At 57.3% G+C, this 24,039-nt stretch carries 24 protein-coding genes and 2 pseudogenes; 16 read left to right on the top strand and 10 right to left on the bottom strand.

Annotated elements, in window-relative coordinates; genetic code table 11:
* Window positions 1-10: 10 nt before the first annotated feature.
* From ACRQ1B_RS27740 to tssI, 3 genes are read right to left on the bottom strand one after another with little or no spacing between them, the layout of a single operon-like run.
* A complete protein-coding gene (locus ACRQ1B_RS27740; RefSeq protein WP_432297439.1) occupies window positions 11-421 on the bottom strand; it encodes a PAAR-like domain-containing protein in 411 nt (136 codons plus the stop codon).
* A complete protein-coding gene (locus tag ACRQ1B_RS27735) occupies window positions 418-1,626 on the bottom strand; it encodes a DUF2169 family type VI secretion system accessory protein (protein ID WP_432297438.1) in 1,209 nt (402 codons plus the stop codon). Before ACRQ1B_RS27735 ends, ACRQ1B_RS27740 begins: the two co-directional genes overlap by 4 nt.
* Before the next feature lie 7 nt (window positions 1,627-1,633).
* Window positions 1,634-3,901 (bottom strand): type VI secretion system tip protein TssI/VgrG, encoded by a 2,268-nt coding sequence (gene tssI / locus ACRQ1B_RS27730; RefSeq protein ID WP_432297437.1) that lies wholly within the window; start codon window positions 3,899-3,901, stop codon window positions 1,634-1,636.
* Window positions 3,902-4,104: 203 nt separating this feature from the next.
* Here tssI and ACRQ1B_RS27725 point away from each other — a divergent pair, with 203 nt between their 5' ends.
* Complete coding sequence (locus tag ACRQ1B_RS27725; protein WP_432297435.1) at window positions 4,105-5,130, top strand: hypothetical protein; 1,026 nt, start codon at window positions 4,105-4,107, stop codon at window positions 5,128-5,130.
* Window positions 5,130-6,290 (top strand): site-specific integrase, encoded by a 1,161-nt coding sequence (locus ACRQ1B_RS27720; RefSeq protein WP_432297434.1) that lies wholly within the window; start codon window positions 5,130-5,132, stop codon window positions 6,288-6,290. Before ACRQ1B_RS27725 ends, ACRQ1B_RS27720 begins: the two co-directional genes overlap by 1 nt.
* A 15-nt stretch (window positions 6,291-6,305) precedes the next feature.
* Here the strand turns inward: ACRQ1B_RS27720 and ACRQ1B_RS27715 are convergent, their stop codons facing one another.
* The 7 genes and pseudogenes from ACRQ1B_RS27715 to repA form a co-directional block, all read right to left on the bottom strand.
* A complete protein-coding gene (locus ACRQ1B_RS27715; RefSeq protein WP_432297433.1) occupies window positions 6,306-6,503 on the bottom strand; it encodes an antitoxin Xre/MbcA/ParS toxin-binding domain-containing protein in 198 nt (65 codons plus the stop codon).
* A 124-nt stretch (window positions 6,504-6,627) separates the two neighbouring features.
* A complete protein-coding gene (locus ACRQ1B_RS27710) occupies window positions 6,628-7,122 on the bottom strand; it encodes a GNAT family N-acetyltransferase (protein ID WP_432297432.1) in 495 nt (164 codons plus the stop codon).
* Window positions 7,123-7,188: 66 nt separating this feature from the next.
* Window positions 7,189-7,674: pseudogene (locus ACRQ1B_RS27705) on the bottom strand (recombinase family protein).
* A gap of 381 nt (window positions 7,675-8,055) precedes the next feature.
* Window positions 8,056-8,372 (bottom strand): annotated as a pseudogene (gene repC / locus ACRQ1B_RS27700) (replication initiation protein RepC).
* Window positions 8,373-8,561: 189 nt separating this feature from the next.
* A complete protein-coding gene (gene repC / locus ACRQ1B_RS27695; protein ID WP_432297431.1) occupies window positions 8,562-9,806 on the bottom strand; it encodes a plasmid replication protein RepC in 1,245 nt (414 codons plus the stop codon).
* 156 nt (window positions 9,807-9,962) lie between these two features.
* Entirely contained in the window at window positions 9,963-10,958 is a 996-nt protein-coding gene (gene repB / locus ACRQ1B_RS27690; protein ID WP_432297430.1) for a plasmid partitioning protein RepB, read from the bottom strand.
* 84 nt (window positions 10,959-11,042) lie between these two features.
* The gene (gene repA / locus ACRQ1B_RS27685) at window positions 11,043-12,233 is read right to left on the bottom strand and encodes a plasmid partitioning protein RepA (RefSeq protein WP_432297429.1); all 1,191 of its coding nucleotides are present in this window, start codon (window positions 12,231-12,233) and stop codon (window positions 11,043-11,045) included.
* A gap of 378 nt (window positions 12,234-12,611) precedes the next feature.
* On the opposite strand from repA, the gene trbB reads away from it, so the two are divergent.
* The 14 genes from trbB to ACRQ1B_RS27615 all read left to right on the top strand — a co-directional run bounded on the left by trbB (window position 12,612) and on the right by ACRQ1B_RS27615 (window position 23,970).
* Window positions 12,612-13,577: a P-type conjugative transfer ATPase TrbB gene (gene trbB, locus ACRQ1B_RS27680; protein ID WP_432297491.1), complete on the top strand. Its 966-nt coding sequence runs from the start codon at window positions 12,612-12,614 to the stop codon at window positions 13,575-13,577.
* Entirely contained in the window at window positions 13,567-13,959 is a 393-nt protein-coding gene (locus tag ACRQ1B_RS27675; RefSeq protein ID WP_432297428.1) for a TrbC/VirB2 family protein, read from the top strand. The genes trbB and ACRQ1B_RS27675 overlap by 11 nt, the downstream gene beginning before the upstream one ends.
* Entirely contained in the window at window positions 13,952-14,251 is a 300-nt protein-coding gene (locus ACRQ1B_RS27670) for a conjugal transfer protein TrbD (RefSeq protein ID WP_432297427.1), read from the top strand. Before ACRQ1B_RS27675 ends, ACRQ1B_RS27670 begins: the two co-directional genes overlap by 8 nt.
* A 10-nt stretch (window positions 14,252-14,261) precedes the next feature.
* Window positions 14,262-16,697: a conjugal transfer protein TrbE gene (locus ACRQ1B_RS27665; protein ID WP_432297426.1), complete on the top strand. Its 2,436-nt coding sequence runs from the start codon at window positions 14,262-14,264 to the stop codon at window positions 16,695-16,697.
* Window positions 16,690-17,499, top strand: a complete 810-nt coding sequence (gene trbJ / locus ACRQ1B_RS27660) for a P-type conjugative transfer protein TrbJ (RefSeq protein ID WP_432297425.1) — start codon at window positions 16,690-16,692, stop codon at window positions 17,497-17,499. The genes ACRQ1B_RS27665 and trbJ overlap by 8 nt, the downstream gene beginning before the upstream one ends.
* Window positions 17,500-17,549: 50 nt before the next feature.
* Window positions 17,550-17,699, top strand: coding sequence for an entry exclusion protein TrbK (gene trbK, locus ACRQ1B_RS27655; protein WP_432297489.1), 150 nt, complete (start codon window positions 17,550-17,552; stop codon window positions 17,697-17,699).
* Entirely contained in the window at window positions 17,696-18,871 is a 1,176-nt protein-coding gene (gene trbL, locus ACRQ1B_RS27650; RefSeq protein ID WP_432297487.1) for a P-type conjugative transfer protein TrbL, read from the top strand. The genes trbK and trbL overlap by 4 nt, the downstream gene beginning before the upstream one ends.
* Window positions 18,872-18,892: 21 nt before the next feature.
* Complete coding sequence (locus ACRQ1B_RS27645) at window positions 18,893-19,555, top strand: conjugal transfer protein TrbF (RefSeq protein ID WP_432297424.1); 663 nt, start codon at window positions 18,893-18,895, stop codon at window positions 19,553-19,555.
* A gap of 16 nt (window positions 19,556-19,571) precedes the next feature.
* Entirely contained in the window at window positions 19,572-20,402 is an 831-nt protein-coding gene (gene trbG, locus ACRQ1B_RS27640; protein ID WP_432297422.1) for a P-type conjugative transfer protein TrbG, read from the top strand.
* A gap of 3 nt (window positions 20,403-20,405) precedes the next feature.
* Window positions 20,406-20,852 carry a conjugal transfer protein TrbH gene (trbH, locus tag ACRQ1B_RS27635; protein ID WP_432297420.1) on the top strand — a complete coding sequence of 149 codons (447 nt, stop codon included), beginning with the start codon at window positions 20,406-20,408 and terminating at the stop codon, window positions 20,850-20,852.
* Between the two features lie 15 nt (window positions 20,853-20,867).
* A complete protein-coding gene (gene trbI / locus ACRQ1B_RS27630) occupies window positions 20,868-22,169 on the top strand; it encodes an IncP-type conjugal transfer protein TrbI (protein ID WP_432297418.1) in 1,302 nt (433 codons plus the stop codon).
* Window positions 22,170-22,322: 153 nt separating this feature from the next.
* Window positions 22,323-22,832 (top strand): MarR family winged helix-turn-helix transcriptional regulator, encoded by a 510-nt coding sequence (locus tag ACRQ1B_RS27625; RefSeq protein ID WP_432297417.1) that lies wholly within the window; start codon window positions 22,323-22,325, stop codon window positions 22,830-22,832.
* Window positions 22,832-23,611: a DNA alkylation repair protein gene (locus ACRQ1B_RS27620; protein ID WP_432297415.1), complete on the top strand. Its 780-nt coding sequence runs from the start codon at window positions 22,832-22,834 to the stop codon at window positions 23,609-23,611. Before ACRQ1B_RS27625 ends, ACRQ1B_RS27620 begins: the two co-directional genes overlap by 1 nt.
* Window positions 23,612-23,631: 20 nt before the next feature.
* Window positions 23,632-23,970, top strand: coding sequence for a DUF6616 family protein (locus tag ACRQ1B_RS27615; RefSeq protein WP_432297413.1), 339 nt, complete (start codon window positions 23,632-23,634; stop codon window positions 23,968-23,970).
* The last annotated feature ends 69 nt before the right edge of the window (window positions 23,971-24,039 follow it).

Here is a 24,039-nt window from a genome sequence, read left to right as displayed (position 1 = left end):
GATCGATTGTTCAGTAATATTCTTCGCCGTGGGTCTCATGTGACCGAGGCGTCTCGACTCGACCAGGCCCGTGGCGATTGATTTTTGCGGGGTCGCCGTGTCGTACGACGGCCCATCCCTCTGAAAATACTGTCGGAGCGCCACGCTTAACGACGGCGTGGCTCCTGTACCCTTTGACGATCACGCCCTTTCCGGTGCCGGGCTCATGACCCAAGACCATGCTTGTTCGTGTGTTGACTTGGAAATCTTTCAGATCGTTGTTGCGAACCGTGCGCGACGTCCGAACTGCCGTGTCAAGAAAAGAAATCGTGTTGTAGCCGACAGGAACCATCGCGGATCCCATCGGGGTGAGGCATACATCCGGCGCGATGGAATGGATGAAGTAAGTGCCTTCTTTCCGAGCTGAAATTGGGACGCTCATGCTTCCTCCTCCAGTTCCGGACAATAAACACCACAGGCTTCGGGGTGTGGCGCCTTTTTCGCTGTTTTTGCCAACATTGCCATTTCCGCGAGGTCCAGCTTGTTGGCGACAGTAAGCAGAATTGCTTCCGTAGATTCTTGATTGAACGGCATGCGCCAAGTCAGTTGCACCCGGCAATCGAAGAGACGCTCCTCGGCAATGGAGACGTAAATTGTATCGAGATTTGGACGGATCATCTCAATCTCGCCCGTGCCGTTATCGACCAGCATCATGATTAATGGATCGGGCACTGTGAGAATGAACTGCTCTCTATCCGGGCGGAGATTCTCCAGAATGATGGCAAGATCTCCAGTCGGAAAACCCTTGCCTACAAGTCCATCAGCGGCTGAGTTATTGTAAGCGAAATTATAATCTGCGGGCCATTTCGGAGCGACGGCATCCAGCCACTGTTGGTCAAATGTGCCTCCCAGCTTTCGGCGCGGTAGCCAAGCTGGAGGAATCGGGCCAAAGCCTTCAGGCTTGTAGTGGTGGTAGGCCTCGCAGATTGGATCATCCAAAGCCTCAATTTGAGGCGCCGGGTAACTGGTAGTCAAATCGCTAATTTCAGGATCAAGCCATCCTACTCCAAGTGGGTTCTGCTCAAAAGCCTCGCTTACGGAGGCGCCATTTTCATCAACCCCGCGGTCAAGCAAACCGCCGTAAGCTAGCTCATAGCGAATAGGCACTGATAGGGTTTCTTCGGGCTCTGTGAGATGCCAGCCCTTAAAGAGCTTTCGATGAGCTTGCCAGTTGCTCCTCTGCTCTTCAGATAGCCATTTTGGCCACTCAGGCATCCAGCGACGCGGACCAGTAACGCGCAGTCGCTTTGAAACCACTGAGCGGCTTTCCGCAATCACTTCCACACCTGCAGTCCAGGATTTGCAGGGGCTTGCGCCTGGGGGGTACGCGGTTGCGTCTACAACGACATCAACGTCGGGCTTGTAAGACACCAGATCGGAGGGTTGCTTCAAAGAGGTTATGTTTACCTCACCATGGCAGCGATCAGTAAAACAGAACGGTTCCTGATCCTCTGAAATACGGCAGGTCCCATCGTTCGCAATGTCGAAGGCTACCTTCACCATCAACACACCGAATTCCCGGCCCTGATTGTCCGAGTTAGAAAAGGCCAGATGCGGAAATGTGGTTGTATTGTAAATCTCCGTCATGGCTCGCTCAGTTCAAATCTATAACTTTGCCGATTTGCTGGAATGGGCCTTCGGCCTCAAAGTGGAACTTCACTCCCTTTATGATGACAGTTCCGTCCTTCTTCATGATCATGGTGGATTTTCCCACTTCGATCACATATTCCTCGCCCACAACGAGTTTCTTCACCTTGCCGACGTTTTCTATCGTCGTGTGCCCAACATTGGAGACCTTTGTCGTTCCGATCTGCTCGACCTTAGCGACACCTACCGTCGTTGACTGAAACGATCCGATGATGGTGTTCATGATGCCCGGAAGTGGGAAAAGGCTGGATGCTGCATCTCCGACGCCTGTTCCAGCGCCGGCAAGCGCTGTCCCTGCATCCGCACGAGGACTGGGGCCAGACACCACTCCTTGGCGACTATAGAGCCCCCCTGCCCCAAGGAAGCCAAGCGCGGAAGAGGCGAGCGTGCCGGCAAACGCAGCCACCGCAGGGGTGCTACCGCCAGCAATTTGGCTTGCCTGCGTCAAGAGCCCGGAAGTTTGTCCCGCCAGCCCCTGCACGGCTCCCATCAGCGCCATCGCCATCGGCCCGGTGCCGCCGACAACGGTGTTCATGGAACCACCAACTTCATGCTTCTGGTTGCCACCGACCTCCACGGTGCGGTTCGAGCCAATTGCCGATACTTCGTGCCGATCGATGCGTTTTGTACGATCATTGAGAACACGCGTAGTCTGGTCCTTCTGGGCATGGAAGAACATGTTCTCTTGGCCGTTCTCGTCTTCAAAGGACATCTCGTTGAAGCCTTGGCCCTTATGGGTATTCGAGCGCATGACCATGCGCGTCTTGTTGGCCGGCAGGTCGTAAGGAACGGAATTGCTCGGGTTCGGCACGACCCCCGTCACCAGCGGCCGATCTGGATCACCATCGACATAAGCGATCATCACCTCCATCCCGATGCGCGGAATGACCTGCGCACCCCAAGTGCCGCCGCCCCAACTTTGGGCAACACGTACCCAGCAGGTGTCTGATCCATCCTTCTTGGCCTTGCGGTCCCAGGGGAACCACACCTTGATGCGGCCATACTGGTCCGGGTGGATCTCTTCGCCTTCCGGTCCCGCGACGATTGCCACCTGCGTACCCTCGATACGCGGACGTTTGGTTTCCCGGTGCGGCGTCATCGGCACGCGCGAGGGAACGGCTTCGAACTCGTTGCGATATTCCGGTTCGTTGCTGTTGGTCTCGTAAGATCGATCAACAACCGTCTGAACCGACTTGATGACGACGTGCTCGTCATAGGCATGATCGGGGTGCGCAACTTCATACGGTGTGAAACGGCGGCCGGTTTCGATGATGCGGCTCGTCGAAGCGCCATAAACACGGTCATGGTCGGCTTCGGAAGCCTGCGACCGCAGTTTTTGCGCACGCTCTGCTTCAGCCACCGACGAAATACGGGCCGGATATTCGTACAGCTCGCGCTTGGTCGCATCCGGCATCTGCACCAGAGACGGCGTCATCGTGCCCGGCACCATGCGGGGTGTCTCGAAATTCCAGTCGGCGCCGGCACGCTGGCCCGGAACGTAAGAAAACTGTCGTGCCCATTCGTTAATATGGTTGCGATCGGACGAGCCTTGCGCGAGACGCACCCTGCCCTCGCCTTGCGCGGACGGTGATGGTCCAAGCCAGCCATTGGCGGTATCGGCGACATGCAGCTTGTGCTTGCCATCCTCATGGCTGAACCAGTAGAATAGGCCGTCTTCCTCGAAACGCCTTGATAAATAAGCGAAATCCGTCTCGTTCCATTGAACGGAGTAATGCTGTTTGGCTGGCGACGTAATCACGCCCGATGTGTCTGGTGCCGGAATGCCGTGTTCGGAAAACAGGATTTCGGCGATTTCCACCGCCGTCTTGTCCATCCAGATGCGGCAATCGGAGCGACGCGTCAGCAGCCACATCTGCGGGCGCAGCACCATGGCATAGGAGCGCAGGCCGCGGGTGATCGGAGGGCCTTCGTTGAGTTGGGTGACTAGACCGTTGAACGGACGACGAATGGCCGAGCCTTCTTCGCCATCGCCCTGCTGCACTTCTACGGAAACATCTAGGAGCCGGCCGATCAGTTCTTCCGGCTTGATCTGGGCCTTCTTGGTGCGTGCCACCAAGCGGATCTCGAACAGTGAAGAAATGCCTTCCTCGATGGTCACGCGCTCGGGCAGAAGCTGATCTTCTCCCAGCGGCGAATTGATCTTCAGGATACGGCTCGCCTGGATGAAATCGGCGGCTGAAGATGCATTGTCCATAAGTGGCTCCGGCAATCTGAAAACCAAGAAAAGCACCACGGGAACCAGGAAACGGAAACCGGTGATGCCAAAAAATGCACGTCTTAATCGCGGCGAAAACTAGAGCCGCGTTCCGTCAGGTCAACCCTGAATGGGCAAGGTTTTGCAGATAGGGGGAATTTACGGGACCCAGCAGTTGCAAAAGTGGGCGCGGGAAGCGGGCATTGTCTGTTGCAAAAATCAACGAGAGCGGCATTTTTGGTGCCGTGCTTCGATCGATCGGGCTACGGTTGGGGGGCAGGGTGAGGCAAGGCAGACAGGCGGGCGAACAGTTGGCCAGGAAAAAAGACGACAGACAAACGATCGCGCCACCTGCAGATGATTCCGATACCTATGCGCTGAACCGTGAGGAGCCAAACGAACGGCGCGGTGGCGGCTGGACGGTGGCGCTGCGACGGCGGGGCAAAAAGATCGTGCGGCTGTTCAAGGACAGCATTTACGGATCGTCCGATGCCGCCTATGCCCAGGCACGTGCCTATCGCGACGCCATTATCACGGCCCTGCCACCGCCGACCAATCTCGAACAGGCGGTCAAGATACGCAAGAACAACAAGAGCGGCATATCAGGTGTTCGCCGGGTCGAGACCGAAGAAGGTGAGGTCTGGCAGGCGACACTGATGACAAATGAGGGCCAGAAGCGTGAGAGTTTTGCCATTGGCCGGCTGGGCGAAGAAGCAGCCAAGTCGATGGCGATTGCGCAGCGCATGCGCTGGCTGAAGGCGTTGCCGGTCAAACATCTCGCCTATGCCCATCATGCCGAAGAGATCACACGCCAGAACTTTGACCACCAACTCGATGTCGTTGCCGATGTGGCGCCGCAGGTGCAGATCAGCGAGGAAGAGGTTGTTGCTCGCATCGCTGCGGTCAATGTTCGCTTTGATGCCTACCGCCCTCCCCGGCTGAAGGTGCGCGTCAAAAGCTACGGACCTGCACGGCTGGCGGTCGCTGTCTCCGATGGCGGTTCTCCGGCCAAGCGCAAGCTGGCGCATGTCAACACTGCGAAGATGATGCATGGCGGAGCGGTGGCCGCTGCCGGCAGGGTTCGCGAGGTCGTCGAAGAGATCTACAATGCAGACGTTGCTCGCTGGTTTGCCACAGAGCACGGCAATACGTTGTTGGCACCGGAGAGCTTTGATCCCGAGGTCGGGTTCAATGTCACCGTCTGGGTGCCGGTGGAGCTAATCCGCTGATGTCGCAAAAGCGCAAACCGGCAGCCTCACTCTCCTCCGTCGATCGCCGCGCGGCCGAGCTCGATACGATTGCGGCAGTCCTGCCGATCGATCGCCGTGATGAACTCGCCGAGCTGCTGACGGATCAGGATGTCGAAACACTCCGACATCTGGTCAATGAAGGCATGGGTGACAATACGCTCCGTGCCCTCACCTCCGATCTTGCCTATCTGCAGGCATGGTCACTGGCAGCAACAGGCGCATCCCTGCCCTGGCCGGCGCCAGAGGCGATGCTGCTGAAATTTGTCGCCCATCACCTGTGGGATCCAAACAAACGCAACACCGATCCCGATCACGGCATGCCGGTTTCCGTCGAGCAAAACCTCCGTGCCCAACGCTTCCTGAAATCCACCGGTCCTCACGCACCCGACACCGTAGCCCGACGGCTTGCCTCGTGGTCGACGCTGACCAGATGGCGCGGTCTTACCGGTGCCTTCGCCTCCCCTGCCCTCAAGTCGGCAATCCGCCTTGCTGTGCGTGCCACGCCGCGACCACGTAAACGCAAGAGTGCCAAGGCTGTCACAGGTGATATTCTGGCCAGGCTGCTTGCAACCTGTGGCACCGATAGTTTGAGGGACATCCGCGACCGGGCGATCCTGATGGTGGCCTTTGCCTCCGGTGGCCGCCGCCGCAGCGAGATTGCCGGACTGCGAAAAGAACAGCTCACCAATGAGCCACCGATCACCACTGAGGACGGCACCACCCTGCCCTCGCTTGCCATTCATCTTGGACGCACCAAGACATCCGGTGCCGATCACGACGAGGTTGTCTATCTTACCGGCCGGCCCGTCGAGGCACTCAATGCCTGGCTCGAAGCAGCCCGGATCGACACGGGCAGCATATTCCGCGCTATCGACCGCTGGGGCAATGTGTCCAGACGCACGATCGATCCGCAATCCGTCAATGACATCGTCAAGCAGCGGGCAAAGCTGGCCGGGCTCGAACCTGGAGAGTTTTCGGCACACGGACTACGGTCAGGTTATCTGACTGAGGCTGCCAATCGCGGCATACCGCTGCCGGAAGCGATGGAGCAGTCGAGGCATAGGTCTGTGCAGCAGGCATCGAGCTATTATAACAGTGCGACACGGCGCAGTGGGAAGGCGGCGCGGCTGCTGAGCTGATCGCGGGCGCCACGGTCAAATCGATGGTGGCCCTTCCGGCGCGGGATACGTGTTCAGCCTTTCGCGAATGTATCCCTCGATATAGGCGAAGACCGCTGCCGCTCCCTCGTCTGTTTCAACAAGGTCGATCGGACGATGGCCGCCGAGGTAGCTGTTTTCCTGTCGCGCCCATTTCATGGTTGCGCCGTCGGACCGCAGGACGGGTTTAGACATCTCCAGCATCTTGGTCAGATGGTGTGGTTTAGCGTACCATGAATGAGGCTTGATACTTGCGCGCCGACGTCCAGGAAGGGGTCGGTTCCGGCTGGGGGCGAGATGACACTCTAAGCAATCGTCTTTACGCATAACGTGCTTTCTCGATATGTGGAGACAGTTGCTTCTGCATGATGGAAAACGTTTTATCGTCCCTCTCGAACGTCTCTACGGTCGCCCATCCAGCCTTTGAATATAAACCCACTGCTTCAGCACTGTAGAGAGACAAGCGCTCAATTCCGGCGTTTCGAGCCAAAGCTTCAAGCTGGTGAATCAAGGTTAAGCTATGCCCGCGACCTCGGTACTTAGGATCCATATAAAGACCCGCCAGCCAAGGATTCAACTCCGGCCTGCCTTCTAAATCGTCTAAACACAGCGCCACCATTCCAACTGGTGCCTGTTCTTCGAGCATTACCAGAACTGTAGGCATGACATCCTGGCTGCTGGCGCATTGCGCATCAAGTTCAAGCACTTCTGCCAAGCTAGTTTCGCCATCGCTGAAAAAAGCTTCCCAGCGCCAAGTTCCTGTGGTGTGTGCTAGGTCTGGTCGGTCGGCGGTGGTGACGATGGTTATAGTCATGATGGTCCTAAATTCGATGATCGATCAGAAAATCAAGCGCCTTGCCAAGGTAGAATGCATGGCCCCTTAATCTTCGCATCCACGTCCTCGACGAGCAATATCACCAACCGTGTTTTTGCTGATGCCAAGATCGCGTGCGATCCAGCGATAGCTGCGACCTTCGGAAATCAGGGCCATAACCTTAGGTGCGAGGCGGTCTGACTTGGGACGCTCTCCGGTTCGGCGCCCGAGCATTTTGCGCCGCGCCTTCGCAGCGGCTAGACCGGATTTTACACGTTCGCTTATCAGGTCTCGCTCAAATTCGGCAATGCCGGAGAGAAATGTCGCCAGCATGCGGCCATGGGGTGACTATAAATCGAATGCCATCCCGTTCATGGCGATGACCGACACTTTCCAACCCTCCAATTCGCGAAGGGTGTGGAGCAGGTCAACAGTGGAGCGGCCCCAGCGAGAAAGTTCGGTGACCAGCACCGCGTCAATCCTACGAGCCTGGGCCAGTGCCATAACTTTGCGTCGTTCAGCACGGTCGAGCTTCGTTCCCGAGCCTGACATATCCGACGCCGGGAACGCTCATGAAACGGGTGGTTATGGCGTCTTGATTGGCGGCCTTTCGGACACATCGATCCAGCTCGAGGAATGCCCCCAAAAGCATTTGTCTGGCCTCCAGCATAGGCAAAAACGCATGATTGAGCGCTGGATCATTTGATAGTTCTTCGGCGATCCGCACCGGCACGTCCCGAACAGAGCATCTGCCTGACGCCTGCGAATTGTCACCGCCACGACCAGAAAATCTTCACTTTGGTGTCACCTTGGTGTCGAGGTTCAAAGGTTTACTGAGGCGTCCATTACCATCACGACCAGATCTAGGTGGCACACTGCCAGTTACCAACTTTCGCAGGCTCATCGCTTTCTGCATCCGCCACGACGCACGTCTCATCCAACTCTCACCTCGCCAGTGCCGGTCGCCCTAAGCATCGCCATCAGCATAGGCCGGAGCGAAAATTTCCCGCGCCGGCTGCGTTTCGTCAGATTGCGCAGATAACCGCCGGCGGAATTGACATGCCCATCACCTCGCGGGCCTGCTGATCGGTTGATGGGCTGACGCCAAGCGCCGGTAGGTCTACCACAACCGCGCCCATCAGGGCGCGCCAACTGGCAATTTCACCGCCAGCCCCGTAATCAGCGATTGGTGGACAGGTTTCGTGCCGGATCAACCGTCCCTCTGAAACGTCACGGCCATCTTTCCACATAGCGACATAGCAAACTCGACTTGTCAGCCGTTTAATTCTCAAATTTTATTATATATTTCAACGCCTTAATTAGTTTGAACGGCGATATTACGTTCATCTTTACCACGGTGGTCAGGGACTGCATCGCATAGTAGAGTTGGTTCAATCGCGGCTGTCTCCCACAAGAGTTCGGCCGAGCGTCTGGTATGGTCATCCAACCTTCATCACCTCCATTCCGTGCGACCTCAAAAGCGACATCAGCATCGAACCTAGTGAGAACTCGCCTCGCTCCGAGCGTTTCGTAAGGTCTCGGAGATAACCACCAGGGGAATTGATAAAGTTGGACCGCTCGAGAATGTATGCCACCGCAACAGCCGCGTTTTCCGGCCCCATCGTGGCACATGCGTCTTCGTAGGCGGATGGACTTATCGCAAGTGCCGAGCGTGCAACGACTGCGGCCGCCATCATATCACGCCAGCTGCAAATACCGCCGGCTGAGCCGTAATCCGAGATTTGAGGGCAGGCGCGGAGGACCATACCCAGAGGAAAGGCCTTGATACGCTCATTCAATTTTCCAGCCCTGGGCTGCGTCTGATCTGGCGTCTGCGGAAGTGACGCTGATTTCACACCCTGCTCTTTTCCAGAGCTAGGTTCAGATTCATTTATAGATTCGGGTTTTGAATTCTGTATGTGATAGCCATTCTGACTAGCATTGCCATCCGTTTCGTCGGTTTTTAATTGATTTTCCAGAATGTTGACGACTTCGTCACGCAGCATCTCCATTTCCTCGAGCACTGCTTCTACCTCAACGCGGCTCGTTTTGCGCTTCAGGCGAGCGATAATGGTCACATAGGTCTCTTCAACCACCATCCAATTTCCGGCCGCGCCCTCATCCATTGCAGCGGAAATCAGTTTGCGAACATCCCTTCGGCAAATGGTTAGGGCTTCCTTTGCCCGTCGAAAACGCATTTTTTCCGCCGCAACGTCCTGAGCCATGGCAGCAAGCTCGCATGCTCGAGCGAGGAGAGGGGAGAGGTCAAAACCAAACGCCTTTTCAATGTCCCCATCGCGGTTGCGATGTGCGTAGCGCTTGCCATTTGGGCTATCACGTCGTTGCAGGAGCCCTGCTTCAACCAGGGCCGTAAGTTGCCGACGAAGCGTTGTCCCTGCAATGCCGTGCGCGCGTAGCGTGATCTGATCATTGGACGGGAAGACGACAAGACCCTGCTGCTGATCGAGTACATTGTCGGGATAAAACGTCAAAAGCGCATTGAGGACGGCAATCGCTCTGTCCTGTAGTCCAAGAAGTTCGCGTGCTTCGCAGACGTCGCGAAACACTTTCCACTTTTCAACAACGGTTGTTGATTGCGTTTGCGCAGCCGACAACTGGCCCTTGACCAAGGCAAGTGTCATCGGCCGCCGCCCAAATGGCGTCGTCACATGTCCCGTTCGCATAATTCTCTCACCTTTCTTGAGGCAAAAGAAATCCGCTCACCAAATCGGTGCCAAGACTCTTGACTGTGATTCCGGGAAATGCGATTCTCGATCCTGCTAGAGATGACGAGAGAGGCTTCCACGGTTTACCGCTTGGGGGCCTTTTTCTTTTGCTGTTCAATCTCCGTTCATTGCATGCCCGGACTTCTTGTACTCATCGTACAAAGCGTCCATTCGGTTCGAGAGCCATTCGCTGAATGGTTTTGCTTCAGAACTCGAAAGTTCGATAGCGACCTTCTTGGCTTTGGCATTCATCGAGAAATTCAGAGCACTGTCACGCGATTTCCATTCACTGCTTTGTGTAGCCGGCTTGGGTCGCTTGGCTTCAGATTTGGTTTTGTATCGCTTGAGGTAATCGTGAAGGCGGTCAAATCGCTCTCCCTCAGGGATTGCGGTGAACTCAGGAGCCGTGGCGTGTTCGCCGGCAACCTTCAAAAGCGCGGGTACCAATAACAGTTGACGCAAGCTCAGCCATTTGTCGCGGCCGATCTTCTTCGATGCTCCCAGCACTTTGATGACGGGGGAGGGGACTATCTCGACCACGCCGAGCATCTTCGACAACATCGCTTCATCGATCGCCAGGGACGAGCGAACAACGTCTTTTGTCATGCCGGTGGACAGCAAATTCTGGGCAAAATAAGCGCGTTCGATAAACGACAAATTTGATCGTGCCGAGTTTTCCTGACCCTGCGCGACTGCAGAGGCAACGTCATCCATCTTCTTGACGACCGCCTTTACAGGAATGCCCAGTTCCTGAGCCACCTTAAGACGGCGGTGCCCGAAGACGACCATGTAACGTTGCCCGTCTTGTGAGCTCGGGCGAACAAGTATCGGAACTGACTGACCGGATTCCTCAATTGCCCGCTTCAGGTCAAGGTACTCTTCGTCCCTTTCGGAAAGTCGATCCGAAACGAACGAGACATCGACCATTTTCGGGTTGAGATCGACGATCACCTCGCCTTCCATCAGCCTCTTGGAATTTTCAGCGAGATCTTCAATCGATCGAACGACCGTTTTTGCTGCGCCCGTCATTGCATAACCAGGCTTGGTCGGCGCCTTCGCCGTAGTGATGGAAGCAATATCAAGGTTTGCGAATGGATTTTTACGCGACATGAGATGCCTCCAATACAACGGTCAACGTCGTCAAGTCGCTGAAACCAACCGCGAAACGATGTGAAAAAACGGCTGACAACGTCGTCATTTGCGACCCCATGCGTTGTGAATGAGTTCCATGATTTCGCCGTTGGCGGAATTAAGGCTTTCGATTGCCCGGTCGTAAGTCGATCGCACAAAGTCGCCGCGCTCGACTTCATAAAGGGTCTGCTTTTTGATCGAGGCGTCAGAAATGGCGGTTGATTTCAACACATGATTCTTCAGCATCTGCTGGGCAAACATCGACTGCATGAAGCCCACCATTTGCGCCTGCGGAATATCCGTCGGCTCAAAGCGCGTTACGAGATAGCGGAACCATTCAACCCTAATCTCTGCACCGGCTTCCGCGACCGGCGTCATAATGCCCCCAAGCATCATCAAGAACTGGCTCATCGACATGATGTCCAGCATTTGCGGATGAATGGTGATCAGAATCCCCGTCGAAGCCATCAACGCGGTGATGGTAAGATACCCCAATTGCGGGGGGCAATCGATCACGACAACATCGTATCGATCGTCAACGTCTTTTAGAGCGTTGACGATCCGCATGTGAAACAGACGACCTTCGTCCCCTTTTCTCGAAGAAATGGAGAGGGGTACGTCATACTCATATTCCTGCAACACGAGATTGGCCGGTACGACGTCGAGACCGGGAATGTTCGTTTGCTGAATGACTTCCGCAATCGGCTTCCGCTCGTCGTCGAAACGAAGAGCCTCGTAAAGGGACCCAGTTTCATCAAGCTCCGGCTGGATACCGAAGAGCGACGTCAGTGACGCCTGCGGGTCGAGATCGATCGCCAAGACGCGATGGCCTGTCAAAGCAAGATACTGCGCGAGATGTGCAGCCGTTGTCGTTTTGCCGCTTCCGCCCTTGAAGTTCACTACCGACACGACCTGCATCGGCTCACCTTCACGCCTTTTGGGCAAGTAGTATCGCTTATCGGATTTCTTGTTCGATTCCAAATATTCCCGAAGTTCCAGCATCTGATCAGCCGTATAGTAACGGCGGCCACTCACGCTCTCAACTTCTGGACCTTTTCCTTCGGAATGGAGCTGCCTCAGATGACTTTGGGTGACCCCCATAAAGTCGGCGACTTCTCCAAGCTGGAACTTTCGCAACCCCTTGCGGGCGTCTGGTGGATACTGTTGGCTACGCAGCATGTGCAACGCGCTGGAGATCTTCGATCCCTGTTCGGCAATCTCTAGATCAAAACGATTGGGTTGCATCTGGCTCATTTGGCAAACTATTTCCTGAGTGGCTTCATTTTCGAAAAAATGGCCACATAGCCATCATTTGCGCAACTATCCTCCGATTCCATGCGCGCGACAAGGAATTTAAAGTTAACAAGATTTTAACGCAACGCATCCCAAAGAGTTGGACGGCAGCATTACCTATATGATTCAGCAACTTAGAGTTTCTCGAAAAGCTGACTGAGGTGAATCTTTCCTGTGACTCAATAGCGAGAACGCGACCAAACTGGTTGCGGCGCTGCACTTGACTGTCCCGAGCCTGACGGAATCACCCGCATATCACGAGGTGCAATTTTGCATCTCGACGCCCTTCCTACCTCCGAGCCAGTCTTCTCGCACGCCATAACGAGGGGACCGCTTCCAATGCTTCAGTCGCATTCTCGGCTCATCCGCAAGCTCCACGATGCTTTGGGTGAACGCCTTTGCCACGCGCTTGATGATCCGTCGGTCGTCGAAATCATGCTCAATCCCGACGGCAAGCTTTTCATCGAAAGCCTCGAGCATGGGGTGGCGCCAGCAGGCGAGATGCCGGCGTCATCGGCCGAACTGGTCATAGGCTCCGTCGCCCATGCATTACAGTCAGAGGCAGACAGAGACCGACCAATCGTCTCCGGCGAATTGCCGATCGGAGGTCACCGGTTCGAGGGGCTCCTTCCACCGATCGTCAACGCTCCCTCGTTCACGATCCGGCGGCGAGCGTCACGTATCGTGCCGCTGAGCGATTACGTCGCCACCCAGGCGATGACCGCAGCGCAGGCATCCATCATTCGCGGCGCCATCGACAGCCGGTTCAACATCGTCATCTCCGGCGGCACGGGCTCAGGAAAAACCACGCTCGCGAACGCAGTTATTGCCGAGATCGTGTCGTCTTCGCCTGATGACCGCATGGTGGTCCTCGAAGACACCTCCGAGCTCCAATGTGCCGCGCAAAATGCCGTCAGTCTTCACACGAGCGACAGCATCGATATGGCCCGGCTTCTCAAAAGCACGATGCGACTACGTCCGGACCGTATCATCGTCGGCGAAGTTCGTGACGGCGCGGCACTGACGCTTCTCAAGGCCTGGAATACTGGTCATCCGGGCGGCGTGACGACGATTCATTCCAATACAGCGATATCGGCTCTCAGGCGATTGGAGCAACTCACCGCAGAGGCAAGCCAGCAATCCATGCAGGCCGTAATCGGGGACGCTGTCGACCTGGTCATTGCTATCGAACGCGCCGGGAAAGGCCGGCGAGTACGGGAAGTCCTGCATATCGAGGGGTTCGACGGGTCGCGATACCAGACGAAACACTATCCGCAGATCGAGGAAGACAGCCATGCTGCATAATCATTCGCGCCAACTCGGAATATGGATCGCAGCGATAGCATCGTCTATCGCAGCGCCTGCCTTTGCCGGCTCAGGCGGCAGCCTGCCTTGGGAAGGCCCTCTCGAGCAGATCCAGGAATCAATTACCGGGCCAGTGGCCGGCTATATCGCTCTTGCCGCAGTCGCCATCGCCGGCGGCATGTTGATATTTGGCGGCGAGCTCAATGATTTTGCGAGAAGGCTCGTTTATGTCGTGCTCGTCGCAGGAATCCTGCTGGGGGCAACCACGATCGTCGGTCTGTTTGGTTCGACAGGTGCCTCGATCGGCATTGAGACGCCAGCCGACCACGCGACAATCTCCAGGACATCGATAATCTCGATAGGGGAGGGTATCGATGTCTGACGTCGGCAGCGCCCTTCATCGCAACCGGATTCACCGTGCTCTTTCGCGCCCGAACCTCTTGATGGGTGCCGATCGCGAACTTGTGCTGCTGACCGGCCTTGCGGCGGTCATCCTGATTTTCGTTGTGCTCACGATCTATTCCGCGATCATCGGTGCCGCGATCTGGATCGTACTCCTCGGCGCTCTAAGGATGATGGCGAAATCCGATCCGATGATGCGACAAATCTACATGCGCCACCTGCGCTATCGATCCCACTACCGTCCGACATCGTCGCCGTGGCGACGGTCCTGAGGAGGTGAGGATGGTTGCGCTGCGCTCATTGCGTTCGACTGGCCCATCCTTTGCCGACTTGGTCCCTTATGCCGGACTTGTCGACAACGGCATCATTCTGCTCAAGGACGGGAGCCTGATGGCCGGCTGGTATTTTGCAGGTCCTGACCTGGAGAGTGCCACCGATCTTGAGCGCAATGAGCTTTCGCGCCAGATCAACGCGATCATGTCGCGTCTCGGCTCGGGCTGGATGATCCAGGTCGAAACCTTGCGTTTTCCGACGGTTGATTATCCGTCCGCCGATCAGAGCCATTTCCCCGATCCTGTCACGCGAATGATCGATGACGAGCGCCGTCGGCACTTTGAACGCGAAAGCGGCCATTTCGAAAGCCGGCATGCGCTGATCCTGACGCACCGTCCAGTAGAGCGACGGCGCTCCGGCCTGGCCCGCTACATCTATTCCGACGCGGAAAGCCGATCGGTGAGCTATGCTGATGGTGCATTGGAGACGTTTCGCCGCTCGATCCGCGAGATCGAGCAATATCTGGGAAATACGATCTCGATCCAGCGCATGCTCACCCGCGAGGTATCGGAGCGCGGCGGCTTCAGGACTGCACGATACGACGAGCTTTTCCAGTTCATCCGCTTCGCGATCACCGGCGAAAGCCATCCTGTGCGACTTCCCGATATTCCGTTTTACCTGGACTGGCTGGCCACGGCGGATCTCGAACACGGACTGACACCGCGCGTCGAAAACCGATACCTCGCCATTGTCGCCATCGACGGATTACCTGCAGAAAGCTGGCCGGGTATCCTCAACAGCCTCGACCTCATGCCTTTGACCTACCGATGGTCGTCCCGCTTCATCTTTCTCGATGCGGAAGAGGCCAAACAACGGCTGGAACGCACGCGCAGGAAATGGCAGCAGAAGGTGCGGCCATTCTTCGATCAACTGTTCCAGACACAGTCCCGGTCCGTCGACCAGGACGCCATGTCCATGGTGGCCGAAACCGAGGATGCCATAGCGCATGCATCGTCACAGCTCGTGGCCTACGGCTATTACACCCCGGTTATCGTCCTGTTCGATGAGAATCGCGAAGGCCTGCAGGACAAGGCAGAAGCCGTTCGCCGCCTTGTGCAGTCGGAAGGGTTTGGCGCGCGGATCGAGACACTGAATGCGACCGACGCCTTCCTCGGCAGCCTGCCGGGAAACTGGTATAGCAATATCAGGGAACCGTTGATCAACACGCGCAATCTCGCAGACCTCATACCTCTCAATTCGGTCTGGTCGGGAAATCCCTTGGCTCCTTGCCCTTTTTATCCAGCCGAGGCACCGCCTCTCATGCAGGTGGCGTCCGGCTCGACGCCTTTCCGCTTCAACCTGCATGTCGAAGACGTCGGTCACACGCTGATATTCGGGCCGTCCGGGTCCGGAAAATCCACCTTGCTCGGGCTGATCGCTGCCCAGTTTTGCCGCTACGAGAATGCCCAAGCCTTCGTTTTCGACAAAGGCAATTCCATGCTCCCCCTGACACTGGCAGTGGGAGGCGATCATTATGAAATCGGTGGTGGGGAAGGGCAGAGGGCCGATCTCGCCTTTTGCCCGCTTCAGGACCTGTCGACAGACGTAGACAAGGCATGGGCCTGTGAATGGATCGAAACACTTGTGGCCGCGCAGGGTGTCACGATCACACCCGACCATCGCAATGCCATCTCGCGACAGATTGCTCTCATGGCATCGGCCAGCGGTCGTTCCGTTTCGGATTTCGTCAGCGGCGTTCAGATGCGCGAGCTCAAGGACGCACTGCATCACTATACCGTCGACGGGCCTATGGGCCTGCTGCTCGACGCCGAGGAAGATGGTCTGACGCTTGGCCGCTTCCAATGTTTCGAGGTTGAGCAGTTGATGAATATGGGCGAACGCAATCTCGTGCCCGTGCTGACCTATCTTTTCCATCGGATCAAGAAGCGCCTCGATGGCCGGCCGAGCCTCATCATCCTTGACGAGGCGTGGCTGATGCTCGGTCACCCCGTGTTTCGCGCCAAGATCAGGGAATGGCTGAAGGTGCTGCGCAAGGCCAATTGCGCGGTTGTGCTGGCGACGCAATCGATTTCGGATGCCGAACGCTCCGGCATCATCGACGTGCTGAAGGAATCCTGCCCGACGAAAATCTGCCTGCCGAATGGCGCCGCCCGCGAACCTGGCACCCGTGAATTCTATGAGCGGATCGGTTTCAACGAACGGCAGATCGAGATTGTCGCGAATGCCATTCCGAAGCGCGAATATTACGTCACATCGCCTGACGGGCGACGGCTGTTCGACATGTCACTCGGCCCCGTCACGCTTTCCTTCGTCGGCGCGACCGGCAAGGCGGACCTTGCCCGTATCCGGGCGCTGCATGCCGATCATGGACAGGCCTGGCCGCAACAATGGCTTCTGGAAAGAGGGATCAACAACCATGCATGACCAAATTCGAGGCCGATCGGCAGGACGTTCGCTTTTCGCTGTCTCCATCTCGCTGATGCTCGCAAGCTCTCCTACCGCTTCATTCGCGGGTGCCGCGGCCGGCGGCGCCACGGAATGGACGCAGCTTCTCAACAATGGCGAGCTGATCTCGCTGGTCGGTCAATCCGGCGAGCAGATCACCAACCAGATTACCCAGATCACCCAGCTTGCCGAGCAAATCCAGAACCAGCTCAACATCTACAAGAACATGCTGCAGAACACGGCGCAGCTTCCCAACCACATATGGGGGCAGATCGAAAGCGATCTCGGCCAGTTGCGCGACATCGTCGCCGAGGGGCAGGGCATCGCATTTTCGATGGGCAACGCCGACGATCTCCTGAAGCAGCGCTTCAAGAGCTTTGCCGATCTCAAGACTGATCTGCCGAATGCCGAAAGCTTCTCGACGACCTATCAGACATGGTCGGACACCAATCGCGACACCATCGCCGGCACGCTCAAGGCGGCAAGCCTGACCGCCGATCAGTTCGACAGCGAAGAAGAGACGATGAGCGAGCTGCGATCGATGTCGCAGACGGCAGACGGCCAGATGAAGGCATTGCAGGTGGGGCACCAGATCGCCTCGCAACAGGTCGGCCAGATGCAGAAACTGCGCGGACTGGTCTCACAGCAAATGACCCTGATGGGCACGTGGCTACAGAGCGAGCAGACCGACAAGGATCTGGCTCAGGCCCGCCGTGAAAAATTCTTCAATGCCGAAGTCCGCGACATTCCGGAAGGCCAGAAGATGGAGCCACGCTGGTGAACAAGACGCTTTTGCTCTCGATCCTGGCCTGCGCCATCTCTGTCGCGGCATTGTCAGTCAGCCTGACGGCGCGGCGTGACGCGCCGGATCCCCGGAAAATGAGCGAGGAGCAACGGAAGGCAAGGGAGAAATTCTTCGGCACGGGGAAGACTTTACCGCCGATCCCGAAGGGCCAGGAGATGCGGCCGAGATGGCAATGATCAAGTTTTGGAAAATCGCTCAGTTTGCCGGGCCGTTGCTGCTCCTGCTGGCCGCCCCGGCCTTGGCCCAGCAGGGTGATGTCCTGACGGAGCTGCAGAACCAGGTTTCGGCCGCCGCCCAGGGCTGGGAGACCACGATCATGGATGCGGCACGGTCGCTATTCTGGATCCTTGCCGGTATCGAGGTCGGCATTGCCGCCGTCTGGCTTGCGACCCAGGCCGCTTCCCTCGACAGCTGGTTTGCCGAACTTGTTCGCCGCATCATGTTCATCGGCTTTTTTGCCTTCGTTTTGACGCAAGGGCCGAGTTTTGCGCGTGCGGTCGTCGACAGTCTTTTCCAGATCGGGTCAGGCGGCGGGTCGGCCTCGCCGGCGGAAGTGTTCGACGCCGGCATCCGTGTCGCATCGCAGATGTCGGAGCAGGCGAAGTTCGGCGTCTTCGAGGACAATGCTCTTGGGATAGCAGCCGTTCTTGCCATGGGAATTGTGGTCGTCTGCTTTTCGCTCGTCGCAGCCATCTTCGTGTCCGTGATGGTCGAAATGTATGTCGGCCTGCTGGCCGGCATGATCATGCTCGGACTGGGCGGATCGTCGTTCACCAAGGACTTTGCGATCCGCTATCTCGTTTATGCCTTTGGTGTCGGCATGAAGCTGATGGCGCTGGTGATGATTGCCAGGATCGGATCCGAAGTGCTCTTGGGCATGGCCCGGGCACCGACCGCGGAAAGCGACCAGTTCATTACCACCCTTGCCATCGCCGGCGTGTCGGTCGTCGTTTTCATTATCTCGATGTATGTGCCGACCATACTGCAGGGCGTGGTTCAGGGCGCATCCGTTACGGGCGGAATGGAAACCATCCGCCATGGTGGACAGGCAGCGTCATTTGCTGCGGGTGGTGCGTTTTTGGCCGCCGGCGCGGCCGGTGCCGGGTTTGCCGCTGCACAGTCGGCAAGAGCCGGTGGATCATCTGTTGCCGGTGCCGCACTGCGTGGCATGGGCGCGAGCTTTACGTCAGGGGCCGCGGCAACGGGCGCGGCGGCCAAGGAAAAGGCGATCGGCGCGCCGGGTGCGTATGCCGGATCGCTGCTCGGGCTTGCAAACGCCAAGCTTGACCAGACGCGGGGAAAGCCCTCGTCAAAACCAGTCTCACCCGAACGATCGGATAAACCATAACCCGCAGACAGGATGGGCAGAATGGCAGCGCCACGCACACCCGACAATCCCTATATCGCCGCAAGGCAGGAATGGTCGGAACGATACGGTTCCTATGTCAAGGCCGCCGCCGCCTGGCGAACCGTCGGCATATTGAGCCTGACAATGGCAGTAATCGGCTTTGGTTATGCGCTTTATCTCAGCACGCAAGTGAAGCTCGTTCCCTACATTGTCGAGGTGGACAAGCTTGGAACCACGGTCTCGGCCGGCTTCCCGCAGCAGATCGAGTATGCAGACGCACGTGTCGTGCGGGCGACCCTTGGTGCTTTTGTTACAAGCTTCCGGTCAGTCACCCCGGATGCGGTCGTGCAGAAACAATATGTCGACCGTGCCTATGCACTGTTGCGGACGGGCGATCCGTCGACCCAGAAGGTCAATGCCTGGTTTCGGGGTAACTCGCCGTTCGAGAAAGCCGTGAATGCGACGGTGGCCATCGAAGTCAACAATATCGTCGCGCTTTCTAACCAGACCTACCAGATCGACTGGACGGAATACGAGCGCGATCGACGGGGAAGGGACCTGGCCACCAGACGCTTCCGCGGCATCGCCACCGTCTCGATCAACTCACCCCAGGATGAAACGACGATCCGGCTCAATCCGATCGGCCTCTACGTCATCGATTTCGACTGGACCGCGCAACTCTAATGGCAGGGATACCGCAATGCGGATGATAAACAGACATGCAGCCTTTGGCTGCCTGATGGCGCTTGCTGCCTCGTTGAGTGCGGCAAGTCCGGCAGTATCACAAAGCCTCAACAGAAACGAGGCAAAGGCAACCGGTCTCTCCGGGAAGTGGCGAGCGCAGTCCGGACTGGTGACACGTGGACCGGATGGAAAGGTCGTCTTCCTGTTCGGCGAAACACAGCCCTCCGTCGTCTGCTCGCCTCTGCAGGTGTGCGATATCGAACTGCAGGGAGGGGAGATTGTGCGAGACGTCCTGGTTGGCGACACGGTTCGCTGGAAGGTGGAACCGGCGACATCCGGGGAAGCGAGCGGGCAAGCGATCCATTTGATCGTCAAGCCATCGGAGGCAGGTCTTGTCACCTCCATGGTGGTCACAACATCACGCCGCACCTACCATTTCCAGCTGAAATCCCACCCTACCCAATATATGGCCCGGATCGGCTTCGAATATCCGGAGGATGCGTCGTCCAAACTGTCGGACATCAATGCCAGACTTCAGGTGACGAGCGGGCCGAACGGCGGTGTCGCACCCGAACAGCTTGGCTTTTCCTACTCCCTCAGCGGCCGTGCCCCCTGGCGTCCCAAGCGGGTCTATTCGGATGGCCAAAAGACCTACATCCAGTTTCCGCGCACGATATCCGGCCAGGACGCACCGGTCCTGTTCGTCGTGTCCGGAGGGCAAAACCGCGTCGTCAATTATCGCATGAAAAACGACATCATGATCGTCGACTACAATATCGACAAGGCCATCCTGATGTCTGGGGTCGGGTGGAGAAAACAGAAAATCACCATCCGGCGGGGTGGTTGAACCATGCGCAGCTTCCCGACAGCCTTTATCTTCATAGTCCTCTCGCTTTCGGCCTGCCATACCTCCACGGAGGGGCTGCCCGAGAGCATTGCGCCTTCAAAGATTACCGGACCGGCCGCCAGCACAATCGCCGGCGACATGGCTGCACGATATGCGGAGCAGGCCGGCTCGACCGGTGCGACCATCAGATTGCGCAGCGAGGCATCCGACTTCGCGGTTGCGCTCGAGGCCGCCCTGAAAGGCTGGGGTTATGTGGTCGTCACTGACGACACGCAAACCAATGGGCAGAAAAACACCGAGCGGGTCGAGCTCGCCTACTCGCTTGTCTCGACGGATGGGCAGGTCCTCGCCCGCCTGTCGACCGATACGCTCGAAATCGGTCGTGCCTATAGCGTCTCAAACGATGTGGCCACGCCGGCAAGCCCTCTTTCGCTGATGAAGCGCAACTGACAGGCGGATACGACCATGGTCCAATCTCTACAGCTCGGAACCGCCTTGCAGCCTGACAGTAAAAAAGGGATGAAGCGCCTGAACCGTTTGCCCGTGTTCTTCGGGATCGGTCTGGTCGTCCTGTTCCTCGCTGTCCTCGTTTACGGACTGTCATCGCGCGGTATAAAGTTCGGGCAGCCAAATCCGGCGGGGGAGGGCGAGGGGTCGCCGGCCTCCAGTTTCGCGGAGCGGATGAAGCGCGGCGTGAGAGATGGGATCATTGGCGATCCGGACGAGCCGCAGCCCGTTTTCCAGCCCAGCCCGGTCCCTTCCGCCCCGTCTGCGAAGACACCGACGGACATCGCACCAGTCGAACCGCGTGAGAACCGAAAGTCGCGGATGGAATCGGAGGACGACTGGAATGCCAGGATCCTGCGCGAGCAGAGAGAGCAGATCCTGCGTGAACAGCAACGTCAGCGTATGGCCAGCCTGCAGGCCAAGAGTGCTGCGCTCGATTCTCCACTCAAGGTCGATACCGCAGAGCTGGGTGCAAACGGACAAGACGCCGGCAACGCACCCAACCACACGAATGGCGCCAGATCATCAGGCGGCACATCGGACCTTTATGCTGCAGCCTTGAAAGCGGGCACTGCCGGTCAGATGGGCGATCAGAACGGCCAGGCATCGAAGGCGGATTTTTTCAACGCCGATATCAAAGAACTCGGCTATCTGCCCAATCAGATTGTTGCACCATTGTCCCGGTTCGAGCTCAAGCGGGGATCGGTCATACCTTCAACCCTCATCACCGGCCTCAATTCGGATCTTCCGGGACGGATAACCGCGCAGGTCAGCCAAAATGTCTATGACAGCGCGACCGGTCACTATCTGTTGGTGCCCCAGGGCACGAAACTGTTCGGCCGGTATGACAGCAAGGTGTCGTTCGGCCAGAACGGCGCGCTGGTCGTCTGGACCGATATCATATTTCCCAATGGATCGACACTGCAGATCGGTGGCATGGCCGGCACGGATGCGCAAGGTTATGGAGGGTTTCGCGACAAGGTCGACAATCACTATCTGCGTACCTTCGGATCCGCCGCTCTCGTCGCGCTCATCGGGACCGGCATCGACATGGCCATGCCTGAAAGCTCGACGCTTGCGACACAGGATACGGCATCCGACGCAGCACGACGAAACTTCGCCGAAACCTTTGGCCGTGTGGCCGAGCAGACGATCTCGAAAAACCTCAATGTCCAGCCGACGATCAGGATCCGGCCCGGCTATATCTTCAACGTCCTTGTCGATCAGGACATCGTCTTCCCGGGTATGTATGCCAATTGAGAGAACGGTTCTGGCAAACGGTGGAATGACCCTCCAACGGCGCAGTCCGGGTTCGGCCCTGAGCGGACGTTGCCACGCGTATCCCTGTTTGGTGATGAATGCGTATAGCGTTTCAAGTTGACATTTGTTAGGCGCCATACTATATGCCGCCGCATGACATTACTTGAACAAAAACACCTTGCCATTCTTCACGAGGTAGCACGCCGTGGACAGCAGGATATCGACAGCATTCGGCTCTGTTTCGAAGCGCTGGCTCTGGCGTCGTCTATCGACCGTGCCTGTGCAGCGCGGCTCGCGCCCTATCAGTTATCGGAGGGCAAGTTCACCTTGCTGTTTCTTCTCAACGACCTGCCAGATGGACTTGCCCCGCATGAATTGGCAGAACGGGCCGGGGTTACGCGCGCAACCATCACCGGGCTTCTGGATGGTCTTGATCGAGATGGCTTTCTTGCCCGCCATAATGACAGCAAGGATCGACGCAAAGTGTCGGTGCGATTGACGCTTAAGGGACAGGCCATAGCCCAGGAGCTTTTCCAGGAACATAGCCAGTGGATCGGCTCTCTGTTTGCCGAACTCACTCAATCGGAACGTGCCACACTCAGCGACCTCTTGGCGCGCGTTGGACAAGGCCTGGCATCATCCGCGAACAGCGAGGCTTCGTGATGATTGAAGTCAGATCAACGGGCCGCCGTGTGGCGGATATCGATCCATCGCGACTTGCCCTTCTTGACGCGGGTGCCGCTGAAGCAACCACCCTGACGGAGTGCTTGGCCGTGGATTTCGCGGTTCTGATGCAATCGGCCTTTCCGGATATCGGGCAGAACGCCATTGAGACGATGCATCAGGCGAAGGCGGACGGAATTTCCCGACGCATGTCATTGGCAGGACACCTCATTCTCGAACGGTATGGCATGACGGCCCTCTATGACCTCCAGCAACATAGGTCCGATACCATTCGAGGATGGGCCTGCTTCATGATCGGCGCGATTGGGGAGAAATGCTTACGTGAGCGTCTTATCTTGATCCGGCCGCTTGCCGATGACCACCATTTCGGAGTCAGGGAATGGTCTTGGATGGCGGTTCGGCCTCATATCGCAAGCGATCTCGATAACGCTATTGCGCAGCTTGCCGAATGGACATCTGAACCGTCGGAGCGATTGCGGCGTTTCGCCAGCGAGGCGACCCGCCCTCGCGGCGTCTGGTGTTCTCATATCGGTGCTTTGCGGCGCATGCCTCAAAAGGCGCTGGCAATTCTTGCCCCCCTGCACGACGATGCTGCCACTTACGTTCAAGATTCCGTCGGGAACTGGTTGAACGATGCCAGCAAGGATCAACCCAAATGGGTTCGTTCGATTTGCTCTAGCTGGAGCGCGGGTGAACCGACAACCGCAACCTCGCGCATCTGCAAACGCGCGTTGCGCTCGATCGAACGTAAGATTTGAAAGACAGGAAAGAACACCTCATGACGTACTACCTAGCCGAACTCTATTCTCCCAAAAGCGCATGGCTCGATCTTGACGTCACGCAACGTCACAGGTTTTTCGAAGCCATCGCCTCTGGAATGGAAGCTCTGGCTGCACTTGGGATAGAGGCGGTCACACTCGGCAAAACCGACGCAAGTATCCTTTATGCCCCCAAGCATCAGTTCTTTGCGATATGGCGCGCTCCGGATTCAACGTCCATGAACGCGCTTATATCAGGTATCGCTGCCACTGGCTGGCACGACTACTTCGAAACGATCAATGCAGCAGGCGAAGGTGGTGATTTCGGTGGCCATCTGGCTCAGCTTGTGGCGATTTGAAACGTGGTCTCCGGCATGGAACGATGTCTCCTATTGGCGCGAAGCGGAAGTCTGACGGCCCTAACCGGC

It is taken from the genome of Endobacterium panacihumi (genome assembly GCF_050847465.1).
GTDB lineage: Bacteria > Pseudomonadota > Alphaproteobacteria > Rhizobiales > Rhizobiaceae > Neorhizobium > Neorhizobium panacihumi.
Note: the sequence above shows the minus strand (reverse complement) of the source record. Positions and strands in the feature narration are given on the sequence as shown.

Bases quoted from the DNA above. Each gene is read 5' to 3' on its own strand.
- ACRQ1B_RS27740 (WP_432297439.1), bottom strand. From the start codon at position 421: ATGAGCGTCCCAATTTCAGCTCGGAAAGAAGGCACTTACTTCATCCAT.
- ACRQ1B_RS27735 (WP_432297438.1), bottom strand. From the start codon at position 1,626: ATGACGGAGATTTACAATACAACCACATTTCCGCATCTGGCCTTTTCT.
- tssI (WP_432297437.1), bottom strand. From the start codon at position 3,901: ATGGACAATGCATCTTCAGCCGCCGATTTCATCCAGGCGAGCCGTATC.
- ACRQ1B_RS27720 (WP_432297434.1), top strand. From the start codon at position 5,130: ATGTCGCAAAAGCGCAAACCGGCAGCCTCACTCTCCTCCGTCGATCGC.
- ACRQ1B_RS27715 (WP_432297433.1), bottom strand. From the start codon at position 6,503: ATGTCTAAACCCGTCCTGCGGTCCGACGGCGCAACCATGAAATGGGCG.
- ACRQ1B_RS27710 (WP_432297432.1), bottom strand. From the start codon at position 7,122: ATGACTATAACCATCGTCACCACCGCCGACCGACCAGACCTAGCACAC.
- repC (WP_432297431.1), bottom strand. From the start codon at position 9,806: ATGCGAACGGGACATGTGACGACGCCATTTGGGCGGCGGCCGATGACA.
- repB (WP_432297430.1), bottom strand. From the start codon at position 10,958: ATGTCGCGTAAAAATCCATTCGCAAACCTTGATATTGCTTCCATCACT.
- repA (WP_432297429.1), bottom strand. From the start codon at position 12,233: ATGAGCCAGATGCAACCCAATCGTTTTGATCTAGAGATTGCCGAACAG.
- trbB (WP_432297491.1), top strand. From the start codon at position 12,612: ATGCTTCAGTCGCATTCTCGGCTCATCCGCAAGCTCCACGATGCTTTG.
- ACRQ1B_RS27675 (WP_432297428.1), top strand. From the start codon at position 13,567: ATGCTGCATAATCATTCGCGCCAACTCGGAATATGGATCGCAGCGATA.
- ACRQ1B_RS27670 (WP_432297427.1), top strand. From the start codon at position 13,952: ATGTCTGACGTCGGCAGCGCCCTTCATCGCAACCGGATTCACCGTGCT.
- ACRQ1B_RS27665 (WP_432297426.1), top strand. From the start codon at position 14,262: ATGGTTGCGCTGCGCTCATTGCGTTCGACTGGCCCATCCTTTGCCGAC.
- trbJ (WP_432297425.1), top strand. From the start codon at position 16,690: ATGCATGACCAAATTCGAGGCCGATCGGCAGGACGTTCGCTTTTCGCT.
- trbL (WP_432297487.1), top strand. From the start codon at position 17,696: ATGATCAAGTTTTGGAAAATCGCTCAGTTTGCCGGGCCGTTGCTGCTC.
- ACRQ1B_RS27645 (WP_432297424.1), top strand. From the start codon at position 18,893: ATGGCAGCGCCACGCACACCCGACAATCCCTATATCGCCGCAAGGCAG.
- trbG (WP_432297422.1), top strand. From the start codon at position 19,572: ATGCGGATGATAAACAGACATGCAGCCTTTGGCTGCCTGATGGCGCTT.
- trbH (WP_432297420.1), top strand. From the start codon at position 20,406: ATGCGCAGCTTCCCGACAGCCTTTATCTTCATAGTCCTCTCGCTTTCG.
- trbI (WP_432297418.1), top strand. From the start codon at position 20,868: ATGGTCCAATCTCTACAGCTCGGAACCGCCTTGCAGCCTGACAGTAAA.
- ACRQ1B_RS27625 (WP_432297417.1), top strand. From the start codon at position 22,323: ATGACATTACTTGAACAAAAACACCTTGCCATTCTTCACGAGGTAGCA.
- ACRQ1B_RS27620 (WP_432297415.1), top strand. From the start codon at position 22,832: ATGATTGAAGTCAGATCAACGGGCCGCCGTGTGGCGGATATCGATCCA.
- ACRQ1B_RS27615 (WP_432297413.1), top strand. From the start codon at position 23,632: ATGACGTACTACCTAGCCGAACTCTATTCTCCCAAAAGCGCATGGCTC.